Raw genomic sequence first — 14778 nt, forward strand, 5'->3', positions numbered from 1 at the left:
ATATTTCTAGTTCTAAATGGCTTATTATTTATAAGTGTTGAAAGAGATTGAAGAAAAGGTCTTCTTGACTAGTTTTCTTCAGTCTTTTTCGTTTTATTATCAATTTGTAAACGATTTACAATTTAAGTCAAATTATGGTAAAATAGTTTCATGAGTAAAATGTATTATGCAGAGAATCCTGACGCTGCTCACGACATTCATGAGTTGAGAGTGGACTTGTTGGGAGAAAAAATGACCTTTTTGACGGATGCGGGTGTTTTTAGCAAGAAAATGGTTGACTTTGGGAGTCAACTCTTGCTCAAGTGTCTTGAGGTCAACCAAGGAGAGACTGTCCTTGATGTAGGTTGTGGTTACGGGCCTTTGGGCTTGTCTTTGGCTAAGGCTTATGGAGTTCAGGCGACCATGGTCGATATTAATAATCGTGCCTTGGATTTGGCGCGACAAAATGCTGAACGAAATAAAGTAGCAGCGACGATTTTCCAGTCCAACATTTATGAACAAGTTGAAGGTAAATTTGACCATGTCATGTCCAATCCTCCTATCCGTGCAGGAAAGCAAGTGGTTCATGAAATCATTGAGAAAAGTAAAGATTTCTTGGAAACTGGTGGGGATTTAACAATCGTTATCCAGAAAAAACAGGGGGCTCCAAGTGCTAAGTCCAAGATGGAAGATGTGTTTGGCAATTGTGAAGTCGTTAAAAAAGATAAGGGATACTACATCCTTAGAAGTGTGAAAGAATGAGAGCAGTTGATTTAATCCAAAAGAAACGAGACGGGCAAGAACTGACCTCGAGTGAAATTGAATGGCTAGTTGAAGGCTATGTGTCAGGAACTGTCCCTGATTATCAGATGTCTGCCTTTGCTATGGCTGTTTATTTCAAAGGAATGACGACTCGAGAAATATCTGATTTGACCATGAATATGGTTCAGACAGGTCAAGAGTTTGATTTATCAGCTATTGATGGGGTTAAGGTTGACAAGCATTCCACGGGTGGTGTTGGTGACAAGGTGACTTTGATTTTGGCTCCTCTTGTGGCTAGCTTTGGTGTACCTGTAGCCAAAATGAGTGGTCGTGGTCTTGGCCATACTGGTGGAACCATTGATAAATTGGAGTCCATTAAGGGCTATCAAGTTGAGAGCAGTCAAGAAGATTTCATTCGTCAGGTGCAGGACATTGGAGTATCTGTCATTGGGCAATCAGACCAGTTGGTCAAAGCTGACAAGCTTCTCTATGCTCTCCGTGATGTGACCGCGACTGTCGACACGATTCCTTTGATTGCGAGTTCGGTGATGAGCAAGAAAATTGCGGCAGGAGCAGATGCTATTTTGCTAGACGTGACTGTTGGTGAGGGTGCTTTCATGAAGACGGTTGATGAGGCGCGAGAATTGGCTCAAACTATGGTAGATCTAGGTAAAGCAGTTGGTCGAAAGACGGTAGCAGTGATTACGGATATGAGCCAGCCCTTGGGACGAGCGATTGGAAACCGTCTGGAAATCCTTGAAGCATTGGAGATTTTACAAGGTCAAGGTCGTCAGGATATTACCCACTTCATTTGTGAATTGGCTCAAATTATGCTTGGCCTGGCAAATGTACATAAAACAGTTGAAGAAGTTCGCCAACATCTTGAAAATGGACAAGCGCTTGCTAAGTTTGAGGAGATGGTGCAAGCTCAAGGTGGAGATTTAGAAGATCTCTATCGTCCAGTCAATGTGTCCCATATGGTGGAAATCCCTGCCCAGGAAACAGGTGTCATTTCAGCTCTTCCGGCCATGGAATTTGGACTCTATGCTATGAGACTGGGTGCTGGCCGTGCAGTCAAGACTGATGATTTGGACTATGAAACTGGAATTGTTTTTGAAAAGAAGGTTGGAGACTCCGTTCAAAAGGGAGAAATTGTGGCAAAAGTATACACAAATGGAAAAATTTCTCCTCAGCTAGTTACAGATTTTCAAAAATATGTTAAAATAAATGATAGGGTGCAAAGTTTACGAGAAATTATAGAAATTATCTCATAAACGACAGGAGAATCCGTATATGAAATTAAATAAATATATCGATCATACGCTTTTGAAGCAAGATGCGACAGAAAAACAAATTGATTGTTTGTTGTCTGAGGCTAGAGAGTATGATTTTGCCAGTGTTTGCGTCAATCCGACCTGGGTTGAATATGCTAAAAAAGGGCTTGAAGGCTCTGATGTCAAGGTCTGCACAGTAGTCGGTTTCCCCTTGGGAGCAACAACTTCAGCCGTGAAAGCATTTGAAACAAAGGAAGCTATCCAAAATGGTGCAGATGAGATTGATATGGTGATCAATGTTGGAGCTCTCAAATCGGGTAATTTTGATTTGGTTGAATCTGATATTCGCGCAGTAGTGGAAGCAAGTGGTGACAAGTTAGTGAAAGTCATTATTGAAGCTTGCCTTCTGACAGACCAAGAAAAAGTTGTGGCTTGCCAATTAGCCCAAAAAGCAGGAGCTGATTTTGTTAAAACATCTACTGGCTTTTCAACTGGTGGTGCGACAGTAGCAGATGTTAGATTAATGCGTGAAACAGTTGGACCTGATATGGGAGTCAAGGCTGCAGGTGGAGCTCGTTCTTATGCAGATGCTCTTGCCTTTGTGGAAGCAGGGGCGACCCGTATCGGAACGTCAGCTGGGGTAGCCATTTTAAAAGGAGAATTGGCTGATGGCGACTACTGAGTTGATTGAACTAGCAATTGAAACCAGCAAGAAAGCCTATGTGCCCTATTCTCACTTTCCTATCGGAGCAGTTTTAGTGGCGAAAGATGGTAGCTCTTATACAGGTGTCAATATTGAGAATGCTAGTTATTCTTTGACTAACTGTGGAGAACGTACAGCGATTTTTAAAGCAGTTTCTGAAGGCCAAAGAGAATTTTCAGAATTGATTGTCTATGGTCAGACTGAAAAACCAATTTCACCATGTGGTGCTTGTCGCCAAGTGATGGCTGAATTTTTTGAACAAGATCTAAAAGTGACCTTAGTCGCAAAAGATAAATCGACGGTCGAGATGACGGTCGGGGAATTACTTCCATACTCTTTTACAGACTTAAACTAGTCTGAGTCGCTCTCTGAGTGGCACGGTCCTTGTGGCCAACCAATCCATACTTGCAACATCGTTGCACATCTTATTTAGGAGGTTCAGTAATGAACAAGAAACAATGGCTAGGCCTTGGTCTAGTTGCAGTGGCAGCAGTTGGACTTGCTGCATGTGGTAACCGCTCTTCTCGTAACGCAGCTTCATCTTCTGACGTGAAGACAAAAGCAGCAATCGTCACTGATACTGGTGGTGTTGATGACAAATCATTCAACCAATCAGCTTGGGAAGGTTTGCAAGACTGGGGTAAAGAACACAATCTTTCAAAAGATAAAGGTTTTACTTATTTCCAATCAACAAGTGAAGCTGACTACGCTAACAACTTGCAACAAGCGGCTGGAAGTTACAACCTGATCTTCGGTGTTGGTTTTGCCCTTCACAATGCAGTTGAAGAAGCAGCAAAAGACCACTCTGACTTGAACTATGTCTTGATTGATGATGTGATTAAAGATCAAAAGAATGTTGCGAGCGTAACATTTGCTGATAACGAAGCTGCTTACCTTGCAGGTGTTGCAGCAGCTAAAACAACTAAAACAAAACAAGTTGGTTTTGTAGGTGGTATCGAGTCTGAAGTTATCTCACGTTTTGCAGCTGGATTTAAAGCTGGTGTTGAGTCAGTAGACCCATCTATCAAAGTACAAGTTGACTACGCTGGTTCATTTGGTGATGCTGCTAAAGGTAAAACAATTGCAGCAGCACAATACGCAGCTGGTGCAGACGTTGTTTACCAAGCAGCAGGTGGAACAGGTGCAGGTGTCTTTGCGGAAGCTAAATCATTGAACGAAAGCCGTCCTGAAAGTGAAAAAGTTTGGGTTATCGGTGTTGACCGTGACCAAGTAGGGGAAGGTAAATACACTTCTAAAGATGGCAAAGAATCAAACTTTGTTCTTGTATCTACTTTGAAACAAGTTGGTACAACTGTAAAAGATATTGCTAACAAGGCAGAAAAAGGTGAATTCCCTGGAGGTCAAGTGATCGTTTACTCATTGAAAGATAAAGGGGTTGACTTGGCAGTGACAAACCTTTCAGAAGAAGGTAAAAAAGCTGTTGAAGACGCTAAAGCTAAAATCCTTGATGGAAGTGTAAAAGTTCCTGAAAAATAATGGATGGAAGTCATTTCTTAGGAAGCGGCCCTTGGCCGCTTTTTAAGAGTTGAGGCAAAGTCATTTTGTCTCAGTAAAGCTTGCTACTAGATAAACTAGCAAGTTTTATTGAAATAAAATAAGACTCTGAAAGGAAGAGCACATGGCACACGAAAATGTCATTGAGATGCGTGATATTACCAAGGTGTTTGGTGAATTTGTTGCCAACGACAAAATCAACCTGCACCTACGAAAAGGTGAAATTCATGCACTTTTAGGAGAAAATGGGGCTGGTAAGTCTACGCTAATGAACATGTTAGCAGGGCTTCTTGAACCAACCAGTGGTGAAATTGCGGTCAACGGTCAAGTTGTCAACCTCGACTCACCATCTAAAGCAGCTAGCTTGGGAATTGGAATGGTGCACCAGCACTTTATGTTGGTAGAAGCCTTTACAGTGGCTGAAAACATCATTTTAGGTAGTGAATTGACTAAAAATGGTGTGCTAGATATCGCTGGAGCTAGCAAAGAAATCAAGGCTCTTTCTGAACGTTATGGCTTAGCTGTGGACCCTTCTGCCAAGGTGGCAGATATCTCAGTTGGGGCCCAACAACGTGTAGAAATTTTAAAAACCCTTTATCGGGGGGCTGATATCCTGATTTTTGACGAACCAACGGCTGTTTTGACTCCATCAGAAATTGATGAGTTGATGGCTATTATGAAAAATCTTGTCAAAGAAGGAAAATCAATTATCTTGATTACCCACAAGTTGGATGAGATTCGAGCAGTTTCTGACCGCGTTACAGTTATCCGTCGTGGGAAATCAATTGAAACTGTAGAAATTGCAGGGGCTACCAATGCTGATTTGGCAGAAATGATGGTAGGACGTTCTGTTTCCTTTAAAACAGAGAAACAAGTCTCTCAACCAAAAGAAGTGGTCTTGTCAATCAAAGATTTGGTGGTCAATGAAAACCGTGGTGTCCCTGCTGTCAAAAATCTATCCTTGGATGTTCGTGCTGGAGAGATTGTTGGTATTGCAGGGATTGATGGAAATGGTCAGTCTGAACTGATTCAAGCCATTACAGGTCTTCGCAAGGTTGAATCTGGTAGCATTGAGCTAAAAGGAGATTCAATTGTAGGCTTGCACCCACGTCAGATTACAGAGTTGAGTGTTGGGCACGTTCCAGAAGACCGTCACCGTGATGGTTTGATTTTGGAAATGATGATTTCTGAAAATATTGCCCTTCAAACCTACTATAAAGAACCACATAGTAAAAATGGAATTTTGAACTATTCAAATATTACTTCTTATGCTAAAAAGCTAATGGAGGAATTTGATGTTCGTGCTGCTAGTGAATTTGTGCCTGCAGCTGCACTCTCAGGAGGAAATCAACAAAAAGCAATTATTGCTCGTGAAATTGATCGAGATCCTGAACTCCTTATCGTCAGCCAGCCAACTCGTGGTTTGGATGTCGGTGCCATTGAATATATCCACAAACGCTTGATTGAAGAGCGTGATAACGGGAAGGCTGTCCTTGTTGTCAGCTTTGAATTGGATGAGATTTTAAACGTCTCAGACCGTATTGCTGTTATCCACGATGGTAAGATTCAAGGTATTGTATCACCAGAAACAACCAATAAACAAGAACTTGGTGTCTTGATGGCTGGTGGAAACTTGGGAAAGGAGAAGAGTGATGTCTAAAAAATTACAACAAATTTCGGTTCCCTTGATTTCTGTCTTCCTAGGAATCTTACTCGGAGCCATTGTCATGTGGATCTTCGGTTATGATGCCATTTGGGGCTACGAAGAATTGTTCTATACAGCCTTTGGTAGTCTACGTGGGATTGGAGAAATCTTCCGTGCTATGGGACCTTTGGTCTTGATTGGTCTTGGTTTTGCCGTTGCTAGTCGTGCTGGTTTCTTTAACGTCGGACTTCCTGGTCAGGCTTTGGCAGGTTGGATTCTCAGTGGTTGGTTTGCCTTGTCGCATCCAGATATGCCACGTCCCTTGATGATTCTAGCGACTATCGTGATTGCCTTGATTGCTGGAGGGATTGTCGGAGCGATTCCAGGTATTCTGAGAGCCTATCTAGGGACGTCAGAGGTTATCGTAACCATCATGATGAACTACATCGTCTTGTATGTAGGGAATGCCTTTATTCATGCCTTCCCTAAAGACTTCATGCAAAGTACAGATTCGACGATTCGTGTTGGGGCTAATGCAACCTACCAGACACCTTGGTTGGCTGAGTTGACTGGTAATTCACGGATGAATATTGGTATTTTCTTTGCTCTTATTGCCGTTGCAGTCATTTGGTTTATGCTCAAGAAAACAACCCTTGGTTTTGAAATTCGTGCGGTTGGTCTTAATCCACATGCTTCAGAGTACGCTGGTATTTCTGCCAAACGAACAATTATCCTTTCAATGATTATCTCAGGTGCCTTAGCTGGTCTTGGTGGAGCCGTTGAAGGGTTGGGAACCTTCCAGAACGTCTATGTTCAAGGTGCGTCATTGGCTGTCGGATTTAACGGGATGGCGGTTAGTCTTCTTGCGGCAAATTCACCAATTGGTATTCTCTTTGCAGCCTTCCTATTTGGTGTTCTCCAAGTTGGAGCTCCTGGTATGAATGCGGCGCAGGTACCGTCTGAGCTTGTCAGCATTGTAACAGCGTCTATTATCTTCTTTGTCAGTGTTCATTACCTTATCGAACGCTTTGTCAAACCGAAAAAACAAGTTAAAGGAGGTAAGTAAAGATGTCTATTACAACCTTGCTCACCCTCTTGGTGTCTTCTATGCTGATTTACTCAGCACCCCTAATCTTTACAAGTATTGGCGGTGTTTTCTCTGAACGTGGTGGTGTGGTAAACGTCGGCCTTGAAGGAATTATGGTTATGGGTGCCTTTTCTGGAGTTGTCTTTAACCTTGAATTTGCAGAACAATTTGGAGCAGCAACTCCATGGCTATCTTTGCTTGTAGCAGGATTGGTAGGGGGAATCTTTTCTATCATCCACGCAGCAGCCACGGTTCATTTCCGTGCAGACCATGTTGTCAGTGGTACGGTATTGAACTTGATGGCGCCCGCTTTAGCAGTCTTTTTGGTCAAAGTTCTTTATAACAAAGGACAAACAGATAACTTAACCCAGACTTTTGGACGTTTTGACTTCCCAGTCTTGGCAAATATCCCAGTTATCGGTGATATCTTCTTCAAGTCAACTAGTTTACTTGGTTATCTGGCCATTGCCTTCTCATTCCTTGCTTGGTTTATCCTCTTCAAGACTCGATTTGGTCTTCGTCTCCGCTCTGTAGGTGAGCACCCTCAAGCAGCGGACACGTTGGGAATCAATGTCTACAAGATGAGATATTTAGGGGTTATCATTTCAGGTTTCCTAGGTGGAATTGGCGGAGCGATTTATGCTCAATCCATCTCAGTTAACTTCTCAGTGACAACTATTGTTGGACCTGGATTTATCGCTCTTGCTGCGATGATCTTCGGAAAATGGAATCCAATCGGAGCCATGCTATCTAGTCTCTTCTTTGGACTTTCACAAAGTTTGGCTGTTATCGGATCTCAATTGCCATTCCTACAAGGAGTTCCTGCGGTTTACCTTCAAATCGCACCTTATGTTTTGACAATTCTAGTCTTGGCAGCCTTCTTTGGAAAAGCAGTCGCACCAAAAGCAGATGGTATCAACTATATCAAATCAAAATAAGCATACAAAAAAACGTCAGTATAGAACTGGCGTTTTATTTTTTAGGATTCTGATGGGTTAAGTTCAGTCCCCAAGGGACAAGATTTTCAGTCTTATTCTGGATACGTGTGATATTATCCTTATGCCGAATGATAATCAAACTAGCAAGTGCTAGGATAATAGCGATGAAGAGAGGGTCGTAGTTACTCAGGATAAAACCAAAAAGCGGAAAGAGTAGAACTCCGATGACGGCTGCGATAGATGCTGTGACACTAGACAGTGAAATCATACTACCAAGATAGAGGGTTCCAAAGAAAACAACTGCTAGGTAGAGACAGAAGACAGGTGCAAATCCGAAAATCACTCCCGCACTGGTTGCGACAGCCTTGCCACCCTTAAATCCTGCAAAGATAGGGAAGGTATGTCCAATGACAGCCAAAAGTCCAAAGATGAGAGGCGAAACGCCTTGAAGATGAAACATAATCGGAAGTAGCGTTGCTAGAGTCCCTTTGAAAAAGTCAATCACAAAGGTTGCCATCCCTGCTTTCTTTCCTAAGATGCGGAAGGTATTGGTTGTCCCTGTGTTACCAGAACCATGCTCGCGCAGATTGATTTGAAAGAATATTTGTCCAATCCAGAGACCAGACGGAATCGAACCCAGCAGATAGGCTAGGATTAATAAAACTATTGTAATCATACTCCTATTATATCATGAATTGGGAAAGAAAGGCAGAGAATCTCTTCTGAAATTGTCACATCGGAGAAAGAAAAATTTTGCAAAATCCTTGGAAAACCTGTAGAATAGTAAAGATGAACGAATAGGAGGTTCCTTGTGTCAAAAAAGGAAATCAATATTAACAATTATAATGATGACGCCATTCAGGTGCTAGAAGGGTTGGATGCGGTTCGAAAACGTCCAGGGATGTATATCGGATCGACCGATGGTGCTGGTCTCCATCACCTCGTCTGGGAAATCGTCGACAATGCAGTCGATGAGGCCTTGTCTGGATTTGGTGACCGTATTGATGTCACCATCAATAAAGATGGGAGTTTGACTGTGCAAGACCATGGTCGTGGGATGCCGACGGGTATGCACGCTATGGGAATTCCAACAGTTGAGGTTATCTTTACCATTCTTCATGCCGGAGGGAAATTCGGTCAAGGTGGCTACAAGACATCTGGTGGTCTGCACGGGGTTGGTTCTTCCGTTGTTAACGCTCTTTCTAGTTGGTTGGAAGTTGAGATCACCCGTGATGGTGCAGTCTACAAGCAACGTTTTGAAAATGGTGGAAAACCTGTCACGACCTTGAAGAAAATCGGTACTGCACCCAAGACTAAAACAGGTACAAAGGTTACCTTCATGCCTGATGCGACTATCTTTTCTACGACAGACTTCAAGTACAATACCATTTCAGAACGCCTTAATGAATCAGCTTTTCTTTTAAAAAATGTGACCTTGTCATTAACGGACAAACGAACAGATAAAGGGATTGAATTCCACTATGAGAATGGGGTGCAGGACTTTGTTTCTTATCTGAACGAAGACAAGGAGACCTTGACACCAGTTCTCTACTTTGAGGGGGAAGATAATGGTTTCCAAGTGGAAGTTGCCCTCCAGTACAATGATGGATTTTCAGATAACATCTTATCCTTTGTCAATAACGTTCGTACCAAGGACGGTGGAACGCATGAGACAGGACTCAAGTCTGCCATTACCAAAGTCATGAACGACTATGCGCGTAAGACAGGTCTTCTCAAGGAAAAAGATAAAAATCTTGAAGGTTCCGACTATCGTGAGGGATTAGCAGCCGTTCTTTCTATCTTGGTTCCTGAAGAACACCTCCAGTTTGAAGGACAAACTAAGGACAAACTTGGAAGTCCTCTAGCTCGTCCGGTTGTGGATGGCATTGTGGCTGATAAGTTGACCTTCTTTCTCATGGAAAATGGGGAACTAGCTTCTAACCTTATTCGCAAGGCTATCAAGGCTCGTGATGCTCGCGAGGCGGCCCGTAAAGCGCGTGATGAAAGCCGAAATGGCAAGAAAAATAAGAAGGATAAGGGCTTGTTGTCTGGGAAATTGACCCCAGCCCAGTCCAAAAATCCTGCTAAGAACGAACTCTATCTAGTTGAGGGAGACTCTGCCGGTGGTTCTGCCAAGCAAGGTCGTGACCGCAAGTTCCAGGCTATCTTGCCTCTTCGTGGTAAGGTTATCAATACAGCTAAGGCCAAGATGGTGGATATCCTCAAAAATGAGGAAATCAATACGATGATTTATACCATCGGTGCAGGTGTTGGAGCGGACTTCTCTATTGAAGATGCCAATTATGACAAAATCATTATCATGACCGATGCGGATACTGATGGTGCCCATATCCAAACTCTTCTTTTAACCTTTTTCTATCGCTACATGCGTCCGTTAGTTGAGGCAGGCCATGTCTATATTGCCCTTCCACCTCTTTACAAGATGTCCAAAGGCAAAGGTAAGAAAGAAGAAGTGGCCTATGCTTGGACGGACGGAGAGCTAGAAGAACTCCGTAAGCAGTTCGGTAAAGGCGCAACACTCCAACGATATAAAGGTCTTGGTGAGATGAATGCGGACCAGCTCTGGGAAACAACCATGAACCCAGAAACACGTACTCTTATCCGTGTTACAATCGAAGACTTAGCACGTGCTGAACGCCGCGTCAATGTCCTTATGGGAGATAAGGTCGAACCACGCCGTAAGTGGATTGAGGATAATGTCAAGTTTACGCTTGAGGAGAGTGGGGAACTTATATTTTGAAAGAAGTATAGAAAAAGGAGAAAAATGAATGAAAAATAAAGTTTATTATGGCGAATATTCCTTGGAGCATTGGATTAAGTTAATTTTAAAGAAGAATATTGTATTACCTGATTATCAACGTTATTATGTTTGGAATCAAGAAAAAGTTAAAACGCTAATTGAGAGTTTTAATAAAAAAGAATTTGTTCCCCCAGTTACTGTTGGAGCTTTTACTGATGAAGAAGGGAGGAAAAATTTAATTCTAGATGGGCAACAGCGTTTAACGTCTATATTTCTTGCTTACTTAGATTTATTTCCGAATCGTAAGTGTGAAGATTGGGCACCTAAAGATTTCATTCCTCTAGCTAATACCAATGATGATTCTGAAATTGATGAAGGTAATGATTATAAAGGAGTAGATTGGAATTTTAATAGACTTCTATCAATCGGAAGTTCAAAAGCAAGCATAAAAGAAAAGGTAAAGACGGAGCAATATATTACTCTAAATGTAGATATTGGAGAAGATTTTTTTAAAGATAATTATTTAGGTTTTTCATTTATTGTACCTAGTTATGATGGAGAAGAACGTAAAAAAGAGCAAATAAAGTTTTATTCTTCTGTTTTCCGTCATATAAACATTCAGGGGGAAGTATTGTCGAATGTAGAAAGCAGACGATCTTTATATTACCTGAATGATGCTTTAGAACCATTTTTTGATCCTGATATTTTTAAAAATATTAAATTAAATGATAAGAAGTTAGATTTTGTACGCTATCTAGCAATTTTGGATAGTTACAAAAATCAAGATTATAATATTCCTCAAGTTGCTGCAGGATATGGAAATAAACTTGAACAGTTTTATACAGATTATGTTTATAAAATTGCTGAAGAATTCGAATTTGATTTTGATTTTGTTAATAAAATCTCAATTCTTTCTAAGAACTTAGAATATGATTTTTTTCCGAAAAATTTTCCGTCAATTATTGATGCAGATGTCTATATGTTTGGGTTAATTTATTTTTCTATTTTTCATGAGAAAAAACTCATTATTGCGAAAAATAGTAATCTAAAAGCTGAGATTGAAAATAAAATAATTGAATTAAAAGATTTGAAGATTAAAGCTGGACAAGAGTTTGAGGGCACTCTCTATTCTGATGATTATGAATATGGCTACTATCATCAGAAGAGCCCCAATGCTTTGAAGTATATTAGACTTAGATTAAAAGAATCCCTAGAGTTGTATAAGGAGTATTTTAGTGAGTAAGCATACAGATTTTATTTTAACTCCTATAACTACTATTTTGGAAGAAGCAGTTGCTGCAACTAATAGTATTGGTGATGGAATTGAAACCTACCCTTTGTGTGATTATATTTTACAAGCTGTATTTCTGAAAATGACAGGTTTTCAAGAGCAAAAGATGAAATGCATTGCTTGGGAGTTGGGAACAAATGATTTCGAGTTTCGATATTGGTGGTTAAAAGAAACTAAGTTAGGAACCTATTCATCATATGACCAGAAAAATAGTATTTATAAAGAATTTTGTCAGGTACTTAGGAGAATAAATATAGATTTTGGTATGAATGAAATCAATAAACAGATTTTATTAGAGAATACTACTCAAAAGATTAATGAAATATTTAAAGATTCAAACCTAATTTCTTGGATTCGTGCCGATTTTTCTTATTTTGTATCAGATGATTGGATTGATACTGATCAATTTTTGAAAGATGAAAAAAATATGTTTGTGTCCATGCCAAACGAAAATAATAAACCTGAGAAGCCAAAGAGAAAAGAAAAAGATAGTGAGCAAGGATATGAAGATAAACTTAGGGAATATAATAGTAAATATACTAATTATATAAAAAATATAGAGCATAATTTAAAATGTAAGTATGAAAATATGTTTAATCAACGTAATCGATTGGCACATAATACTTTATCTTATCAGCAAAACTTACCGACATTAACTAAATTAGTTAATGAAACTCAAGAATCTAGAAATTATTTTATTTGGTTTGGACTGTTAACTTTAATTGATAATATTTTTATGGAATTGTATCGACTATATCAAGATGGATTGGAAGATAAGCTTGATTATTAAAAGTGATAAAAAGAAATAACTCATCCCACACGAATAATCACCTTTCCCAGTTTTAAAACAAGAAATCCCACCTGAAGAATATCTTGTTTAGGGATAAATAACCCAAATCACACACATGTGTGTTGCGTTATTGGAGTAAAATACGAATATTTAGCTATGTTCTGAACTATTTTAGAGTAAAAACTTAAAACACATCATTGAAAGAGGAGTTTTATGAAAAAAGAATATGGGATCACGAGTTTAACTGTACGCAATTTAGAAAACAACGGATTCTTCCAACTTCTATCTGAGAGTAAGGACGAGTTGGGGGCTTTTACAAAAGCCAATAAGTCTGAGCAGGTTTATGCAACGAAGCTTAGGGATATGGAAAAACTTCTTGAGACCTTGCAAGCTGGTTTGTACCGTTCCAAGGCCAGTCAAACGGTGGCTAGTCTGGAAGCATCTGATCGTGAGCGTGATGATGCGCTTTCTACCTTGACTGGTTTGGTCAAGGCCTTCTCTCGTGTGAAAGAAGCAAGTAGCAAGGAAGCTTACGACAAACTCAACAAACTTTTCAAAAATTATGCTGGGCTAACGAGTATGAGCTACGAAAAAGAGACAGAAGCTATTAATCATTTGCTCAAGGAGCTAAAAGATAGTGACTACCAAACTGCCCTTGCAACCCTGCATTTGACAACTCATGTAGAAACCTTAACAAAGGAGCAGGCTCAGTTTGAAAAAGCCTATAAGGAGCGCTTGGCTGAGCAAAAGGGAAAGGAACCTAGTCAAAACAAGGAAGTCCGTGCGAAACTTCAAGAAATTTATGACTTCCTTGTGGATTTTACTGCAATCAACGCTTATGCTTATCCAGATAAAAAGCAGTATGCCGATCTCCGTGACCATCTCAACGCTATCCGTAGTCGCTATAAAAAACGCAAGCCAGCTAAGAAGGCGAGGGAAGAAGCGACGGAGAGCAACTAGAATATAACTAAATTTGAGTTGAAAAATTGTTAGTGGTCGCATCGGATTTGAAAGGAGTAGAAAATGATAATCAGACCTGCAAGCACAAAAGATTGTCAAGCTATTTATTCCCTTTATCAAAATGAAAAATGGCTTTCTTTTACAGAGGAAAAAGTGAAATCATTATTTTCAACAAATCTGTCCCATTACTTGGTGCTTGAAGAGGACCAGAAAATCCTTGGCTTTGCACGCTACTTGACAGATGAAGTCATGACGACCTTTTTAGCTGAGATTATCATTGATAAAGCCTATCGCGGAAAAGGATTGGGACGGCGATTGATCGCTGAAATTCATCAAAAATATCCTTTGACTCGCATTGAATTAATATCAGAAGCGGATGGATTTTATCAGACAGTAGGTTTTAAACCTGTGGGAACAGGGCTTAGAAAATCTATCTAAATGAAAAGAGCTGTATTTATGACGCTTGACAACAAACTGGGTCTGACAGATTCGCTTGAACTATCCAAGATGGAAGAAAAAATCAGCAAAACCCGAGCGAAAGAGCTTTTTGAAAAGCAGCTTCTGGACGATAAAGCAACTGGCACCTATGCGACTCTGGCCGTTATTAATGGCTTCTTATTTAAAGAAATCTATGACTTCGCCGACCAGATTCGGACAGTCAATCTCGCCAAAGGGAATGTTCGCTTTGCGCCTGTCATATGCATCTAGCAGCTTCCTTGGAAAATATTGACAGGATGCCTCAGCAGACATTTGAGCAGATTGTCGAAAAGTACCTTGAGCTAAATATCGCCCATCCTTTCCGCGAAGGGAATGGACGCGCCATGCGGATTTGGCTAGATTGTATTCTTCGTCAGAAGCTAGGGAAAGTGGTAGATTGGAACGCCATTGATAAGGATGAATACCTGAATGCCATGAAGCGTAGTGCAGTGTCGACTGGAGAACTCAAGTATCTCCTCCTCAATAATCTGACGGATGACCTTACTCAGACCCGTTTCTTTAAGGGTGTGGATGTTTCATATTATTACGAAGGGTATAACCTTTACCAGACAGGGGAGTTGTAAAGTTCAAGTAAA

At 40.5% G+C, this 14778-nt stretch carries 14 protein-coding genes and 1 pseudogene; 14 read left to right on the plus strand and 1 reads right to left on the minus strand.

Annotation, left to right across the window (positions count from 1 at the left end; translation table 11 throughout):
• The first annotated feature begins 150 nt into the window (after positions 1-150).
• The 8 genes from B7699_RS06040 to B7699_RS06075 all read left to right on the plus strand — a co-directional run bounded on the left by B7699_RS06040 (position 151) and on the right by B7699_RS06075 (position 7903).
• A complete protein-coding gene (locus B7699_RS06040; RefSeq protein WP_084927492.1) occupies positions 151-741 on the plus strand; it encodes a class I SAM-dependent methyltransferase in 591 nt (196 codons plus the stop codon).
• Positions 738-2015 carry a pyrimidine-nucleoside phosphorylase gene (locus tag B7699_RS06045; protein WP_084927494.1) on the plus strand — a complete coding sequence of 426 codons (1278 nt, stop codon included), beginning with the start codon at positions 738-740 and terminating at the stop codon, positions 2013-2015. The genes B7699_RS06040 and B7699_RS06045 overlap by 4 nt, the downstream gene beginning before the upstream one ends.
• Positions 2016-2034: 19 nt before the next feature.
• The gene (gene deoC / locus B7699_RS06050; protein WP_084927495.1) at positions 2035-2697 is read left to right on the plus strand and encodes a deoxyribose-phosphate aldolase; all 663 of its coding nucleotides are present in this window, start codon (positions 2035-2037) and stop codon (positions 2695-2697) included.
• Complete coding sequence (locus B7699_RS06055) at positions 2684-3073, plus strand: cytidine deaminase (RefSeq protein WP_000246097.1); 390 nt, start codon at positions 2684-2686, stop codon at positions 3071-3073. The genes deoC and B7699_RS06055 overlap by 14 nt, the downstream gene beginning before the upstream one ends.
• A gap of 89 nt (positions 3074-3162) precedes the next feature.
• The gene (locus B7699_RS06060) at positions 3163-4215 is read left to right on the plus strand and encodes a BMP family lipoprotein (protein ID WP_084927497.1); all 1053 of its coding nucleotides are present in this window, start codon (positions 3163-3165) and stop codon (positions 4213-4215) included.
• A 142-nt stretch (positions 4216-4357) separates the two neighbouring features.
• Positions 4358-5893, plus strand: coding sequence for an ABC transporter ATP-binding protein (locus B7699_RS06065; protein WP_084927499.1), 1536 nt, complete (start codon positions 4358-4360; stop codon positions 5891-5893).
• Positions 5886-6944 carry an ABC transporter permease gene (locus B7699_RS06070; RefSeq protein ID WP_033683459.1) on the plus strand — a complete coding sequence of 353 codons (1059 nt, stop codon included), beginning with the start codon at positions 5886-5888 and terminating at the stop codon, positions 6942-6944. Before B7699_RS06065 ends, B7699_RS06070 begins: the two co-directional genes overlap by 8 nt.
• Positions 6945-6946: 2 nt before the next feature.
• The gene (locus tag B7699_RS06075; protein WP_084927500.1) at positions 6947-7903 is read left to right on the plus strand and encodes an ABC transporter permease; all 957 of its coding nucleotides are present in this window, start codon (positions 6947-6949) and stop codon (positions 7901-7903) included.
• A gap of 34 nt (positions 7904-7937) precedes the next feature.
• Here B7699_RS06075 and plsY read toward each other — a convergent pair whose 3' ends face one another.
• Positions 7938-8579 (minus strand): glycerol-3-phosphate 1-O-acyltransferase PlsY, encoded by a 642-nt coding sequence (plsY, locus tag B7699_RS06080; RefSeq protein WP_084927502.1) that lies wholly within the window; start codon positions 8577-8579, stop codon positions 7938-7940.
• A 135-nt stretch (positions 8580-8714) separates the two neighbouring features.
• Between plsY and parE the strand changes: the two genes are divergently transcribed.
• The 6 genes and pseudogenes from parE (at position 8715) to fic (ending at position 14766) form a co-directional block, all read left to right on the plus strand.
• Positions 8715-10664: a DNA topoisomerase IV subunit B gene (gene parE, locus B7699_RS06085; protein WP_084927504.1), complete on the plus strand. Its 1950-nt coding sequence runs from the start codon at positions 8715-8717 to the stop codon at positions 10662-10664.
• Between the two features lie 28 nt (positions 10665-10692).
• Entirely contained in the window at positions 10693-11907 is a 1215-nt protein-coding gene (locus B7699_RS09630) for a DUF262 domain-containing protein (protein WP_084927505.1), read from the plus strand.
• Complete coding sequence (locus tag B7699_RS06095; protein ID WP_084927507.1) at positions 11900-12745, plus strand: hypothetical protein; 846 nt, start codon at positions 11900-11902, stop codon at positions 12743-12745. Before B7699_RS09630 ends, B7699_RS06095 begins: the two co-directional genes overlap by 8 nt.
• 213 nt (positions 12746-12958) lie before the next feature.
• On the plus strand, positions 12959-13705 hold the full coding sequence (locus B7699_RS06100; protein WP_084927508.1) for a DUF6261 family protein: 747 nt from the start codon (positions 12959-12961) through the stop codon (positions 13703-13705).
• Between the two features lie 63 nt (positions 13706-13768).
• Positions 13769-14143 (plus strand): GNAT family N-acetyltransferase, encoded by a 375-nt coding sequence (locus tag B7699_RS06105; protein WP_084927510.1) that lies wholly within the window; start codon positions 13769-13771, stop codon positions 14141-14143.
• An 18-nt stretch (positions 14144-14161) separates the two neighbouring features.
• Positions 14162-14766: pseudogene (gene fic, locus B7699_RS06110) on the plus strand (protein adenylyltransferase Fic).
• Positions 14767-14778 lie beyond the last annotated feature (12 nt).

The sequence above is a fragment of the Streptococcus mitis genome, from assembly GCF_002096835.1.
GTDB lineage: Bacteria > Bacillota > Bacilli > Lactobacillales > Streptococcaceae > Streptococcus > Streptococcus mitis_W.

What these genes read in the sequence shown, in the direction of transcription:
- B7699_RS06040 (WP_084927492.1), top strand. Translation starts at nt 151, where the DNA reads ATGAGTAAAATGTATTATGCAGAGAATCCTGACGCTGCTCACGACATT.
- plsY (WP_084927502.1), bottom strand. Translation starts at nt 8,579, where the DNA reads ATGATTACAATAGTTTTATTAATCCTAGCCTATCTGCTGGGTTCGATT.
- B7699_RS06045 (WP_084927494.1), top strand. Translation starts at nt 738, where the DNA reads ATGAGAGCAGTTGATTTAATCCAAAAGAAACGAGACGGGCAAGAACTG.
- deoC (WP_084927495.1), top strand. Translation starts at nt 2,035, where the DNA reads ATGAAATTAAATAAATATATCGATCATACGCTTTTGAAGCAAGATGCG.
- B7699_RS09630 (WP_084927505.1), top strand. Translation starts at nt 10,693, where the DNA reads ATGAAAAATAAAGTTTATTATGGCGAATATTCCTTGGAGCATTGGATT.
- B7699_RS06070 (WP_033683459.1), top strand. Translation starts at nt 5,886, where the DNA reads ATGTCTAAAAAATTACAACAAATTTCGGTTCCCTTGATTTCTGTCTTC.
- B7699_RS06075 (WP_084927500.1), top strand. Translation starts at nt 6,947, where the DNA reads ATGTCTATTACAACCTTGCTCACCCTCTTGGTGTCTTCTATGCTGATT.
- B7699_RS06060 (WP_084927497.1), top strand. Translation starts at nt 3,163, where the DNA reads ATGAACAAGAAACAATGGCTAGGCCTTGGTCTAGTTGCAGTGGCAGCA.
- B7699_RS06105 (WP_084927510.1), top strand. Translation starts at nt 13,769, where the DNA reads ATGATAATCAGACCTGCAAGCACAAAAGATTGTCAAGCTATTTATTCC.
- B7699_RS06055 (WP_000246097.1), top strand. Translation starts at nt 2,684, where the DNA reads ATGGCGACTACTGAGTTGATTGAACTAGCAATTGAAACCAGCAAGAAA.
- B7699_RS06065 (WP_084927499.1), top strand. Translation starts at nt 4,358, where the DNA reads ATGGCACACGAAAATGTCATTGAGATGCGTGATATTACCAAGGTGTTT.
- B7699_RS06100 (WP_084927508.1), top strand. Translation starts at nt 12,959, where the DNA reads ATGAAAAAAGAATATGGGATCACGAGTTTAACTGTACGCAATTTAGAA.